The 12,483-nt window shown below is 70.2% G+C and carries 14 protein-coding genes; 9 read left to right on the forward strand and 5 right to left on the reverse strand.

Annotation, left to right across the window (positions count from 1 at the left end):
* Positions 1 to 33: 33 nt before the first annotated feature.
* The 5 genes from QH290_RS27905 (at position 34) to gloA2 (ending at position 3,626) form a co-directional block, all read left to right on the forward strand.
* Positions 34 to 897 carry an NmrA family NAD(P)-binding protein gene (locus QH290_RS27905; RefSeq protein WP_280386132.1) on the forward strand — a complete coding sequence of 288 codons (864 nt, stop codon included), beginning with the start codon at positions 34 to 36 and terminating at the stop codon, positions 895 to 897.
* 21 nt (positions 898 to 918) lie between these two features.
* The gene (locus QH290_RS27910) at positions 919 to 1,332 is read left to right on the forward strand and encodes a VOC family protein (protein ID WP_280386134.1); all 414 of its coding nucleotides are present in this window, start codon (positions 919 to 921) and stop codon (positions 1,330 to 1,332) included.
* Between the two features lie 36 nt (positions 1,333 to 1,368).
* Complete coding sequence (locus QH290_RS27915) at positions 1,369 to 2,154, forward strand: helix-turn-helix domain-containing protein (protein ID WP_280386135.1); 786 nt, start codon at positions 1,369 to 1,371, stop codon at positions 2,152 to 2,154.
* A 34-nt stretch (positions 2,155 to 2,188) separates the two neighbouring features.
* The gene (locus QH290_RS27920; RefSeq protein WP_280386136.1) at positions 2,189 to 3,055 is read left to right on the forward strand and encodes a fructosamine kinase family protein; all 867 of its coding nucleotides are present in this window, start codon (positions 2,189 to 2,191) and stop codon (positions 3,053 to 3,055) included.
* Between the two features lie 184 nt (positions 3,056 to 3,239).
* The gene (gene gloA2, locus QH290_RS27925) at positions 3,240 to 3,626 is read left to right on the forward strand and encodes an SMU1112c/YaeR family gloxylase I-like metalloprotein (protein WP_280386137.1); all 387 of its coding nucleotides are present in this window, start codon (positions 3,240 to 3,242) and stop codon (positions 3,624 to 3,626) included.
* Between the two features lie 145 nt (positions 3,627 to 3,771).
* On the opposite strand, the gene QH290_RS27930 is transcribed toward gloA2, so the two are convergent.
* Complete coding sequence (locus tag QH290_RS27930; protein WP_280386139.1) at positions 3,772 to 4,533, reverse strand: class I SAM-dependent methyltransferase; 762 nt, start codon at positions 4,531 to 4,533, stop codon at positions 3,772 to 3,774.
* A gap of 97 nt (positions 4,534 to 4,630) precedes the next feature.
* On the opposite strand from QH290_RS27930, the gene QH290_RS27935 reads away from it, so the two are divergent.
* On the forward strand, positions 4,631 to 5,122 hold the full coding sequence (locus QH290_RS27935) for a peptidylprolyl isomerase (protein ID WP_280266053.1): 492 nt from the start codon (positions 4,631 to 4,633) through the stop codon (positions 5,120 to 5,122).
* 68 nt (positions 5,123 to 5,190) lie between these two features.
* Here the strand turns inward: QH290_RS27935 and QH290_RS27940 are convergent, their stop codons facing one another.
* Positions 5,191 to 5,685, reverse strand: a complete 495-nt coding sequence (locus tag QH290_RS27940; protein ID WP_280263321.1) for a phosphoribosyltransferase — start codon at positions 5,683 to 5,685, stop codon at positions 5,191 to 5,193.
* Positions 5,686 to 5,775: 90 nt separating this feature from the next.
* On the reverse strand, positions 5,776 to 6,492 hold the full coding sequence (locus QH290_RS27945) for an SDR family oxidoreductase (protein WP_280386142.1): 717 nt from the start codon (positions 6,490 to 6,492) through the stop codon (positions 5,776 to 5,778).
* Positions 6,493 to 6,593: 101 nt separating this feature from the next.
* Between QH290_RS27945 and QH290_RS27950 the strand changes: the two genes are divergently transcribed.
* Positions 6,594 to 7,466 carry a helix-turn-helix domain-containing protein gene (locus QH290_RS27950; RefSeq protein WP_280263325.1) on the forward strand — a complete coding sequence of 291 codons (873 nt, stop codon included), beginning with the start codon at positions 6,594 to 6,596 and terminating at the stop codon, positions 7,464 to 7,466.
* On the opposite strand, the gene QH290_RS27955 is transcribed toward QH290_RS27950, so the two are convergent.
* Together QH290_RS27955 and QH290_RS27960 are read right to left on the reverse strand one after the other, a co-directional pair.
* Positions 7,404 to 8,114, reverse strand: a complete 711-nt coding sequence (locus QH290_RS27955; protein WP_280263327.1) for a metal-dependent hydrolase — start codon at positions 8,112 to 8,114, stop codon at positions 7,404 to 7,406. The genes QH290_RS27950 and QH290_RS27955 overlap by 63 nt on opposite strands.
* Positions 8,115 to 8,157: 43 nt before the next feature.
* Positions 8,158 to 10,407 carry a serine/threonine-protein kinase gene (locus tag QH290_RS27960; RefSeq protein WP_280263329.1) on the reverse strand — a complete coding sequence of 750 codons (2,250 nt, stop codon included), beginning with the start codon at positions 10,405 to 10,407 and terminating at the stop codon, positions 8,158 to 8,160.
* Between the two features lie 226 nt (positions 10,408 to 10,633).
* On the opposite strand from QH290_RS27960, the gene QH290_RS27965 reads away from it, so the two are divergent.
* Both QH290_RS27965 and QH290_RS27970 read left to right on the forward strand, forming a co-directional pair.
* Positions 10,634 to 11,377: an SCO6745 family protein gene (locus QH290_RS27965; RefSeq protein WP_280263331.1), complete on the forward strand. Its 744-nt coding sequence runs from the start codon at positions 10,634 to 10,636 to the stop codon at positions 11,375 to 11,377.
* Between the two features lie 138 nt (positions 11,378 to 11,515).
* Complete coding sequence (locus QH290_RS27970; RefSeq protein WP_280263333.1) at positions 11,516 to 12,391, forward strand: P1 family peptidase; 876 nt, start codon at positions 11,516 to 11,518, stop codon at positions 12,389 to 12,391.
* The last annotated feature ends 92 nt before the right edge of the window (positions 12,392 to 12,483 follow it).

Genomic DNA, 12,483 nt, shown 5'->3' on the forward strand with positions numbered 1-12,483 from the left:
TTGGTGCCAATCGTCAACCGGTACCGTGAACGGATGGAGCCGGTACTCGTGACAGGCGCCGCCGGGGGACTGCAGGGCTCGACCGGCCGCCACCTCGCCGCCCTGCTGTTGGGCCGCGGCATCCCGGTCCGCGCCTTCGTCCACACCGACGACGACCGCGTCGCCCCGCTGCGCGCCCTCGGCGCGGAGGTCGTCGTCGGCGACCTGCGCGATATCGCCGTCACCCGCGCCGCCCTCGACGGCGTCCGCCGCGCCTACTTCACCTACCCCGTCATCGACGGACTCGTCGACGCCGCAGGCGCTTTCGCCGTCGCGGCCCGCGACGCCGAGCTGCAGCGCGTCGTCGCCGTCTCGCAACTGGCCGCCGGACCGCAGGCGCTCACCCCGCGCATGCGCCAGCACTGGGTGGCCGAGCAGGTCCTGGACTGGGCCGGTATCGGAGCCGTGCATCTGCGCGCCGCCGTGTTCCACGAAAATCTCGCCCTGATCGCCGATACCGGCGACGGCACCCGGCTGCCGCTGCCGATGGGCCCGGAGACCACGGTGCTGCCCCTGATCGCGGCCGTCGATGTCGCCCGCGTCGCCGCCGGTCTGCTCGCCGAGGCCGACCGCCCCGCCGATCCGGTGCTGCTGCTCACCGGCGACGTCCTGCCCATCGGCGAGGCCGCCCGGCTGCTCGGCCGCACCTACACCGATATCGCACCGCCGCAGTGGCATCGCTGGGCCCTGGAGTTCTACGGTTCCGGCCACGCCGCCGAGCACCTCTCCAAACTCTGGGAGATCTTCCGCCTGCTCGGCGAGGGCACCGGCCTGTACCAGGTCACCCCCGATATCGAGAAGTACGGCGGCCACCCGCCCACCTCGCTCGCGCACTTTGCCGCCCACCGATCCCGATAGCGGCGACGTAGGGTCGAGGCCATGCAGCTCGACCTGGTCACGCTCGTCGTCGCGGACTACGACCCCGCGCTCGCCTTCTTCGTCGACCTGCTCGGCTTCGACCTGATGGAGGACACCGCGGCACACACCAACGACGGCCGCCCCAAACGCTGGGTGGTGGTCCGCCCACCCGGCGCGCACACCGGCCTCCTGCTCGCCCGCGCCGACGGCCCGGCACAAACCGCCGCGATCGGGCAGCAGACCGGCGGCCGGGTCGGATTCTTCCTGCGTGTCGACGATTTCGACGCGGCATACCGGCGCATGACCGCCGCGGGCGTCCGATTCCACACGGCCCCGCGCGACGAACCCTACGGCCGCGTCGCCGTCTTCGCCGATATCTCCGGCAATCGCTGGGACCTGCTCGGCCCGGACCCGCGCACATTACCCGCCGGGTAATCGTCTCGCCGCACGCCGGTTCGTACGATCGAGCACGTGCAAACCCAGACCGCAGGTGATCTGCTCCGGCACTGGCGGGTCACCCGCCGCCTCAGCCAGCTGGAACTGGCCGGGCGCGCCGAGACCTCCGCCCGCCACCTCAGCTTCATCGAGACCGGCCGCGCCACCCCGAGCCGCCAGATGATCCTGCACCTGTCCGAGGAGCTGGAAATCCCGCTCCGCGAACGCAATCGGGTGCTGCTGGCCGCGGGATACGCACCCGTCTACGCCGAACCCGGATTGGACAGCCCGCAGATGCAACCCGTCCGCACCGCCATGCGCCAGATCCTGGCCGGGCACGAACCGTTTCCGGCCCTCGCGGTCGACATGCACTGGACCATGGTCGACGCCAACGCCAGCGCCGGGCTGTTCCTGCAGGGCATTCCGGCCGACCTCCTGACCCCGCCCGTGAACGCGCTGCGGCTGAGCCTGCATCCGCAGGGCCTGGCGCCCCGCATCGTCAACCTCGCCGAATGGCGCGGGCACCTGTTCGAACGACTGCAACGCCAGATCGAGATCACAGGCTCCGCGCCGCTGGGGGCGCTGCTGGCCGAGCTGCGCGACTATCCCGGCGGCGAACACGCGCCCGGCCTGCCGGAACCCGAACAGGCCGTGGTCCCACTTCGCCTGCGCCACAACGGAACCGAACTCGCGTTCATCAGCGCCATGACGGTCTTCGGGACACCGATGAACGTCACCGTCGCCGAACTGGCCATCGAATCGTTCTTCCCCGCCGACCCCGCCACGGCGGAATTCCTCCGCAGCGGACCACACGGAACGTAACGGCGTGCCGGGCTCGCCGTGCCGAATCGAGATCATGAGCGAAGCCGCCGCATCCGTCAGCGATCTGCTCGGTATCCCGGTCTCGACGATGTCGGACCTCGGGCGCAGCCACGCGTGGACGCTGCACCGTGCCCGCCTGGCCGACGGACGGGACGTCTTCGTGAAAGCGGCCGACGGCGAGCTCGATTCGGGGTCCGGATCGGCCCTGCACGCGGAGGCCGCCGGGTTGCGCTGGCTGGGGGAGGGGGATCGGGCCGGGCTGGTGCCCGCGGTCCTGGGGTCCGACGAACGGACGCTCGTCCTGCCGTGGCTGCGGCCGACCGCGCCCACGGCAGCGGCGGCCGAGGAGTTCGGTCGCGCGCTGGCGGCGCTGCACGCGACCGGCCCCGCCGAGTACGGCGCGCCCTGGCCGGGCTTCATAGCCACACTGCCGCAGGACAATTCGCCGACGGCAGGGGAGTGGGGGCCGTGGTACGCCCAGCGGCGCCTGGCGCCCCTGCTGCCCGCCGCGGCACCGCGGCTCGGCACCCGGGGCGTCGGCCTGGTCGAGCGGGTGATGAGCGAGATCGATTCCCTCGCAGGCCCTTCCGAGCCGCCGAGCCGCATTCACGGCGACCTGTGGTCGGGCAATCTGGTGTGGACCGCGGCGGGGGTGAAGGTCATCGACCCGGCCGCGCACGGTGGCCATCGCGAATCCGATCTGGCCATGCTGGCGCTGTTCGGAGCGCCCCACCTCGATCGCGTGACGGCGGCCTACCGCGAGGCGTATCCGTTGAGTTCCGGTTGGCGGCACCGCATTCCGCTGCACCAGTTGTATCCGCTGCTCGTGCATGTAGTACTGTTCGGCGGCTCGTACCGGTCGATGACGATCGACGCGGCCGAATCGGCACTGCGCGGATAGCTGGACATCGCGGGGCGGCTCTGTGATCGTTATTACGATACCGATACTGAAATATGCGCATCTAAACATGTATGCGCAGTCATGTCGCAGCGGCCGCCGGAAGGCGCTCGTCACTACCGAAAAGCCCAGATCGGGGGAGGGGAGCGCACGGGCGTGCCGACCGCGGTGGTCTAACGTCTGGGCAATGGAACTGCGGCGGATCCACCACGCGGCGATCATCGCGTCGGATTACGAAAGGTCGAAGGCGTTCTATACGGACGTGCTGGGGCTGCGAGTGGTGGCGGAGAACTATCGGGCCGAACGACGCTCGTACAAACTGGATCTCGCGTTGCCGGACGGGGCGCAACTGGAGTTGTTCTCGTTCCCGGACCCGCCCGCGCGTCCGTCGCGGCCGGAGGCGTGCGGGCTGCGGCACCTGGCCTTCGCGGTGGGGGATGTGGCGGCGACGCTCGCGGAGCTGCGGGGTAGGGGAGTGCGGACGGAGGAGGTGCGCGTCGACGAATACACGGGGCGGCGGTTCGCCTTCTTCTTCGATCCCGATGATCTGCCGCTGGAGCTGTACGAAGCGTGATCGGCCCCGGAAAAAGATAGAAAAATGTGGACATGCGTATCTATGCATTCAAATCCCGGTTGCCCGTGCCGAGCCGAGACTTCCACTCGTAACTCACGTTGACCACGCCTCACCATCGGCCACGAGGTGAGGGCGGGCATCGCAGCTACAGCGGGGGTTTGCGGGCCTCGATGAGGGTGCGGGTGGAGTGGGCGAGGAAGGGTCCGTCGGTCTGGATCCGGTCGTGCAGGTCGCGCAGGCGGGCGCGGTAGCGGTCGACGGTGAATCCGGGAACCATCCAGATGACCTTGCGGAGGAAGTAGACGACGGCACCGATGTCGTTGAACCGCATGGGGAGTCGTTCGGTTCGCAGGTCCGTGATGTGTAGACCGGCGGCTTCGGCGTCGGCCCGTTCGGCCTCGGGGGCGCGGCGGCGGCGCGCGTCGGGCTGTGGGCCGAGGAAGTATTCGACCAGCTCGAATACGCTTGCCGGGCCGACGTGCTGGGCGAGGTAGGTGCCGCCGGGCGCGAGGACGCGGTGGATCTCGCTCCACCAGACGGTCGCCGGGTGGCGGCTGGTGACGAGCTCGAAGGCGTTGTCGGCGAAGGGCAGCGGTGGTTCGTCGGGGTCGGCGACGACGACCACGCCGCGCGGGTGCAGCAGGGCGGTCGCCTTGGCGAGGTTGGGTGGCCAGGATTCGGTGGCGGCCATGGTCGGCGGGAAGGTCTCGGCGCCGGCGAGGACCTCGCCGCCGCCGGTCTGGATGTCGAGCCCGGAGGCCACCGTCGTGAGCCGGCGGCTGATCAGGCGCTGATAGCCCCAGGTGGGGCGCTCCTCGGTGGCGCGGCCGTCGAGCCACGAGAAGTCCCAGCCGTCGACCGGCGCGGCCGCGGCCTCGGCAACGAGGTCGTCGAAGGTGCGTGACATGCCTCGATCGTGCCCGGTCGGTGGCGTGTGACCGCAACCGGTTTTCCGAGTCCGGTGCGGTCGCACGCGGCTGTGACGGCTCCCATACGATGGCCGGATGACCAAAGTGCTGCTGAACACCTCAGCCGGGGACATCACGCTCGAGCTGGACGAGACCAAGGCGCCGAAGACGGTCGCGAACTTCGTGGACTACGTCAAGGCCGGTCATTACGACGGGACCATCTTCCACCGGGTGATCTCGCGCTTCATGGTGCAGGGCGGCGGTATGACCGCGGACATGCAGCAGAAGCCGGCGCCGAACCGGGTGGAGAACGAGGCGAACAACGGCCTGCGCAACGACAAGTACACGGTGGCCATGGCCCGCACCTCGGATCCGCATTCGGCCAGCGCCCAGTTCTTCATCAACACCTCGGACAACGACTTCCTGAACTACCCCGGCCAGGACGGCTGGGGGTACGCGGTGTTCGGGAAGGTCGTCGACGGTACGGCCGTCGTGGATGCGATGGACGGTGTGCGCACCGGTTCGCGTGCGGGCCACCAGGACGTGCCGGTGGAGCCGATCACGATTCTGTCCGCGCAGCTGGCCTGAGCGGTTGCCGGGAGGCGGCGGACCCATAGGATGGGACCGCCGCCTTCGTCGCATGTCGGGCCGCGGCCCTAGGCGTCGAGTACGTGGGGTTCACGGGAGACCACGGGCGGCAGCACCGACCACGGGAAGTTGATCCAGCGGTCGGTGGGCTTCCAGACGTATTCGCAGTCGACCTCCGAGCGCGGCTTCTGGTAGATGACCGCGCAGCGCACCTCGGCTACCTTGTGCGCGCAGAAGTCGCGGACGAGTTTGAGGGTGGCGCCGGTGTCGGCGACGTCGTCGGCGACGAGGACGCGCGCCCCGGCGAGGTCGACGGCCTGGGGGACGGGCGGCAGCATGACGGGCATGTCGAGTCGCTGGTCGACGCCGGTGTAGAACTCGACGTTCATCACGTGCAGGTTCTTGACGTCGAGCGCGTAGCCGAGGGCACCCGCGACGAACAGGCCGCCGCGCGCGATGGACAGGATCAGGTCGGGCTCGAATCCGTCGCCCGCGACCTGTTCGGCCAGTTCCCGGCTCGCCGTGCCGAACAGTTCCCAGGTGAGTTCTTCGCGATCCGACATGCGCGGCCCCTTCCGACGTGGATGGAAAGAACCTAGACCACCGCGGGTCCGGGCCGTCGCGGCCCCTTGCCATCGACGGCAGGCCGGGCCTTAGACCAGTCGGTGGCCGCCGTCGACGTGAATGACGCTGCCGGTCATGAATTCGTTGGACAGCACGGCGTGGAACGCGGCGGCGATGTCGTCGGGTCCGCCGATTCGCGCGACGGGGAGCCTGGCGGACATGGCGGACAGGCGTTCCTGTTTCGCCGCACCGGCGAATTGGTCCCAGATGGGGGTGTCGACCCAGCCGGGGGAGACGGCGTTGACGCGGATCGGTGCGAGTTCGAGGGCGAGGGCGCGCACGAGCCCTTCGAGGGCGGCGTTGGCGGTGGCGACCATCGATGCGCCGGTGGCGGGGCGGTAGGCGGCGATGCCGGAGGTGACGGTCAGCGAGCCGGTGAGCCGGGGTGCGGCGTGTTTGGCCACGAGCCACGGCCCGAGGATCTTGGTGTCGACGACGGTGCGCGCGTCGGCGAGCGGGAACTCGCCGAGCGGCCCGTATCCGGCACGCATGTCGGCGGCGGTGACGACGACGTGGTCGAGCGTGGGGAATTCGCCGAAGAGCCGCTCGACGGAGGTTTCGTCGGCGATGTCGACGCGGCGCCGGTGCAGGCGGTCCCCGGCGGCCAGCGCCGCTGCCGCGGCGTCGAGCCGGTCGGCGGAGCGCCCCGCGATGATGACCCGGTGGCCGTGGGCGAGCAGGCGGGCGGCGAGTGCGAGTCCCATGCCGGAGCTGCCGCCGATGACGAGTGTCGAGGTTTCGGTCATGGTGACGACTGTCGGTCTTGCGCGGGCGGCGGGGGAGGCCGTGCGTGGCCTGGTCCTGGCGGGACCACCCCGCGGGATGTGCGGCGAGGCAGACTGGACGGGTGAGTGAGCGCCGTGTGCTGGGAGACTTCCTGCGGGCCCGCCGGGCCCGCCTCCGGCCGCAGCAGGTGGGCCTGCCGCCGGGTGCCGGGCGGCGGCAGACGCCGGGTCTGCGGCGCGAGGAGGTCGCGACGTTGGCGGGGTTGAGCGTCGATTATTACGTGCGCCTGGAGCAGGGCCGGGATACGAATCCGAGTCTGGCGGTGCTGGATGCGCTGGCGGCGGCGCTGCGGCTGGGCGACGATGAGCGCACCCATCTGTACAACCTGGCGCGGGCGGTCGCTCGGCGGAGCACGGTGGCTCGTGCGGCACCCGCGGGGGCGCGGCCGGGGATGGTGCTGCTGCTGGAATCGGTGCGTCCCACACCGGCGTTCGTGCTGGATCAGGTGAGTAACCTGCTGGCGGCCAATCCCGAAGGGTTGCGGCTGTTGTCGGGGATCGGTGGCTGGGAGCCGGAGCGGCGCAACCTGATTCGCTACGTGTTCACGCATCCGGTGGCGCGGTCGGTGTTCGAGGACTGGTGGGGGATGGCGCGGGATTGTGTCGCGCATCTGCGGACCGTGCAGGGTGCTGATCCCGATGCTGCGGAGCTGGCGGCGCTGACGGCGGAATTGTGCTCGGCCAGTGCCGAATTCGAGGATCTGTGGGCGCACTACGATGTGCGTACCAAGCGGGGATCGCGGCGGGTGTTCCGGCACCCCGCGGTCGGCAGGTTCGAGCTGACGTCGGAGATTCTGACGGCGCCGGACGGTCAGCGGTTCGTCGCGTTCCAGGCCGATGCGCACGGCCCGGATCGCGACGCGGTCACCCTGTTAGGGCTTGTGGGTGACGATGTACCACAGGACGGCGAGGGTGCCGAGCACGAAAAGCGGTGACAGGACCCAGGTTTCGAATCGGTTGCCGGTGCGGTCGATGATGGGGACGCTGGTGCGCAGTTTCAGTGGCCACAGCAGGCGGCAGCCGCGGTCGGTGAGGCAGTCGCCGATCAGGTGGGCGAGGGCGCCGAGTCCGACGGAGAAGGGCAGCCAGGAGGGTTTGTCGGAGATCCAGTGGTCCATGGCGAAGGTGCCCGCGACCGCGAGCACGGTGACGCTGAAGTAGGAGCGGAATCCCTCGCCGGGCGGGCACAGGTTCAGGGCGCGCAGGGCGAGGGCGAGCAGGAAGAAGACGAGGCCGAGGGTGAACCAGCGGCCGATCCAGTGTTCGCCGGCCCAGGTGCCGACGGCGGCCGCGACGACGAAGGCCAGGGAGTGGGTGGCGTGGCGGTGCCCGCCGGAGACGGCGGAGATGATGCGGCAGGCGGTGTGCGTGATCGGTCCCAGCACATGCGAAATGGTTCCGTTGGGGTGATCGGCGTCGGGCAGCAGTGCCGCGCCCGCGGTGAGGAAGGTGCCCATCAGCAGGTCGACGGTGTCGAGATCACCGTATTGGAGCACGGGGTAGGTCAGAACCGAAAGTGGTAGTACGGCAGCGGCTCCCGCCCAGGCGAGGGCGCCGCTGGTCGCATGTGAATGTCCTAGCACCGGGGGAAGACTAGCTGATCTTGGTCGTCGCTCCCGCAAACCCTCAGGTGTGCGGGTGTGGGTCGACGATGCGGTCCAGGGCGTTGAGGTCGGATTCGAGTGCGTAGAAGGTGCGCAGTGCGATGACGAACGCGAAAAGCCCACCGACACACAGGGCTACGATGGTGCCGATCACCATCTGCTGCTGTGGCGGTGTGAGGAATACCAGTCCGGCGGGGACGCCGATGAGCGGAACCGATGCCGCCACACCGAGATACACGCGGCTGCGCCGGATGAGCCGGTGCAGGTGTGTGACGTCGGCGTCGGTGGTGTGCCCGGCGGCGACCAGGCCGGGGTAGTACCAGCGCAGCATGAAGAAGGTGACGGGGAAGTAGGTGTAGACCACGGCGACCGCGGCGGCGACGAGGTTGGAGGCGACGAGGTGTGCGGTGAGCCCGGGTGGGAGGGTGCCCAGGGAGTACAGCTTCGCGAGGAAGAGGGCGCCGGCGGAGATCCAGCCCGCGAAGGTCACCACGGCGATGCGGTCGCCGCAGGCGAGGGTGTCGTTGCGGGCCTTGGCGAGGGTCTGCTCGTCGAAGTGGTGGCCGCGGCGTAACCCGTTGGGTACCAGCAGGACCAGGCGGCACCAGTACAGCAGGACCGCGATGGCGAGCGGGTAGGCGACGAGGATGACGAGGAAGCCGAGCTGGATGAGCTGCGTGGCGGCGTCGGCGCCGAGTTCGTCGCGGATCAGGCGGATGTTGTGCACGGCCAGGTACAGCCCGGCCAGCAGCTGTCCGAGCAGGCTGGACAGGGTGACCACCGGCATCGGGCGCATCTTCATCCGGGCGCGCAGGCTGTGCTCGGGCGGGTCGACGAGGTCGCGGGCGGCGCGGTCCTGGCTGAGTTCGAGCTGGTGGGCGAGGTCGCGGCCGCTGGGGTAGCGGTCGGCGGGATCGGGGGCCAGGCAGGTGAGCAGTGCGTGGCGCAGCACGGCGGGGCAGTCGGGTGGCAGGGCGGCCGCGGCGGCGGGGTCGACGGGCCGGCGGCGGCGCTCGATCATGGCGTGCAGGGATTGTTCGGATTCTCCGGCGCCGGGTCCGTCGTCGAACGGGATGCGGCCGGTGAGTAGTTCCCACAGCACCACCGCCAGCGCGTACAGGTCGCTGCGGGTGTCGAGGTCGGCGGCTGTGGTGGCGCGTTGCGGATGGCAGGCCTCGAGTTGTTCGGGTGCCATGTAGGGCAGTGAGCCGCCGAAGTAGGCGACGGGGTTGGCGCCGGGTAGGTGGCGGCTGAAGCTGATGTTGAAATCGGCCAGTTTGGGTTGGCCGTCGGCGGTGAGCAGGACGTTGGCGGGCTTGATGTCTCGGTGCAGGACGCCGCGGTGGTTGGCGTAATCGAGGGCGGTGGCGAGGCGGGCGCCGAGCCAGGCGACGGTCTCCGGCCACGACAGGCGCTGGAGTTCGGCGCGGGTGGCCGACGGTTGCGGTTCGAGCATGCCGCCGGTGGTGGCCGCGGCGTCGATGGCCTCGAGCAGCAGGCGGCCGCTGCGGCGTTCGGGTGGGGTGCGGCGCAGCATGCGCAGCACGCCCAGCAGGGTGCCGCCGGGGATGTACTGCATGTACATCAGCTTGAGGTGCTGGTCGGTGATCTGGCGCTGGTCGAAGACGCGGACGATGTGGTCGTGGTCGAGTTGGGCGAGGGTCTGTGGTTCGGTGCCGCGGTCGTGGGAGATCTTGACCGCGACGAGTCGTCCCATGGATCGCTGCCGGGCGAGGAATACCCGGGCGAAGGCGCCCTGGCCGAGGGGGAGCAGCAGGTCGAAGTCGTCGATGGTGGCGCCGGGGTTGATGGTGTCGAGGGCGTCGAGGGCGGTGGGGTCGGCGAGCATGGTGGTGCGCAGGCCGTCGACGTCGAAGCCCTCGGTGATGCGGGCCATCTGGGTGGGGAAGTCCTGCTCGTATTCGCTCAGGTCGATGTCGCTGCGGCGGGAGCGGGCGCTGATCTCCTCGTAGATGAGGTCGGGGGGCAGTGGTGCGGCGCCGAGTTCGGGGAATTGGGCGCTGTAGTCGGCCAGGCGCAGGGCGTCGTCGCTGCGTTGCCAGCGTTCGTGCAGGTCGACCTTGATCAGTTCGATGAGGGCGGTTCGGCGCAGGGTGGGTTCGGCGGGTAGGTGCGCGGACAGGTCGGGGGGTTTGTCGTCGGAGTGCCATTGCTCGGCGAAGTGCGCGACAAGGCTCGTCAACGCGGTCTGCGTCGCGGTCGCGCGGTCGGCACCGGGGTCGGGTGCGGTCGCGCCGAGGTCGTCATCCATCGTCGCTCGCTTCGAACTTGGTTGTTCCCGGGCCCGGCCCCGAGAATATTCGATCCCTCGTGCGAGTAATCGACACTTCGCCGATACCGTTACTCGAGGTCGTCATATTCACCGCCATCATCCGGCGAATCGTGGGCGCGGTGCAAGCCGTTTGTTCTGCTGGCCTTAGCCGACGATAGCGAGATATGCTCCGGCGAGTTCGGTTCTCGGCGAAAGGGGTTGGCCCGTGACGGTGGCTGCCGCGGTGAAGGATCAGATTCAGCAGGTCGGCGCGGGGTTCATGTTCTCGCGGGAGACGAAGAAGTTCGGGGCCGCGACCGGGACGGACGGATTCCTCGGGCCTTATACGCGGGGCCGCGGCGGTGTGCTGGGGGATGTGGACGCCGATGTGGTGACCGCCGCGTTCGGCTTCTTCCATCCCGAAACCGTCCGTGCCGCATGGGATTCGGTCACGATGCCCGCGGCCGAGGCGGCAGCGGGGTATCTCGCGGCCTGCCAGGATTTCGGCCGCCGCAAGCTGGGGGAGTTCGAGGAGGCGGGGCGCCTGGCCGAGTTGCTGCGGGCGGTGGCCGACGCGGCGGATGTGGCCGGGGTGCCGCTGTTCGCGGGCTGGCGCGCGCTGCCGCTGGCCGATGACGCGCCGGCGCGGGCGCTGCAGCTGGTGCACGTGCTGCGGGAGTTGCGGGGCGGGCTGCATCTGCTGGCCGTGCGGGCCGGTGACCTGACCCCGCGGCAGGCCGTGCTCATCAGTGGTTCGCCGCGCAACAGTGGTCCCGATCAGGCGCGGTTGTTCGGCTGGCCGGAGCCGTTCGAGGAGATCACGCCCGGGCACCGGCAGCGGTGGGAGGCGGCGGAGGCGTTGACCGACAGGCTGATCGCGCCCGCCTTCGCGGTGCTGGACGACAAGTCCGGGGACGAACTGGTCCGGCTGCTGGATCGGGCACGGGCGCTGGTGTTCGGTGGTCGCTGAGCCGGGGCCGGGGCTGTCGGTGGCCGGTGGGATGATCGGGCGGAGCAGCGGTGCGGACGCCTGATACCGGCATGGGACCGGCGAGCTGTCACCTGCCGGGACGGTGCCCGGATCATCAAGGGCGGGAACGGAGTTCGAGTGGGTATCGAAGTAGAGGGTGTGCGGATCGGGCATTGGACCGATACCGCGGGGCAGACCGGCTGTACGGTTCTGGTGCTGCCCGAGGGGACGACGGCGTCGTGTGAGGTGCGTGGCGGCGCACCGGCGTCGCGCGAGCTGGACGCGCTGGCCCCGGACAAGTCCGTCGTCGCCGTCGACGCCATCCTGCTGACGGGTGGTTCGGCGTTCGGTCTGGCCGCCGCCGACGGTGTGCTGCGCTATCTCGAGGAACACGATCGCGGCGTCCCGACACCGGCGGGGAAGGTGCCGATCGTGCCGACCCTGGCCCTGTTCGACCTGAGCGCGGGGGATCGTGCCGCGCGGCCCACCGCCGACGCGGGATACGCCGCGGCGCAGGCGATTTCGGGGGAGCAGGTGGTGCGGGGCCGGATCGGGGCGGGCACGGGCGCGTTCGTCTCGCATTGGCGCGGCCCGGACGCGCGGCGGCCGGGCGGGCTGGCGTACGCGCAGCGGCGCCTGGGCGATCTGGTGGTCGGCGCGGTCTGCGTCGTGAACGCCTTCGGCGATATCGACGACGGCACCGGCGCGGTATCCCTGGATGCGGTCGCCATGCTGAATCAGCCCTTCGACTTCGCCGAATCGCGCACGCACACGACGATCGGCGCGGTCGTCACCAACGCCCGTCTCGACAAGGCGTCCTGCCGGATCGTCGCGCAGGGCGCCCACGACGGCCTGTCGCGGGCCCTCACCCCGCCGCATACGCGCTTCGACGGCGACGGATTCATCGCCGCCGCCACGGGCCGGATCGACACCCACGTCGACGTGGTCCGCCTGATGGCCCTGGCCGCGGTCACCGAGGCGATCCGCTCCGTCGCCCCACCCCCCGTCCCCTGACCCGAACCCCGGTCGAGACCGGCGGTTCGGTCGGCTGTCCGCTGCTCGGCGAGCCGATTCGACCGTGGCGGACCGCAACTCGTCAGTCGCGG

Source organism: Nocardia wallacei (assembly GCF_029869545.1).
GTDB lineage: Bacteria > Actinomycetota > Actinomycetes > Mycobacteriales > Mycobacteriaceae > Nocardia > Nocardia wallacei_A.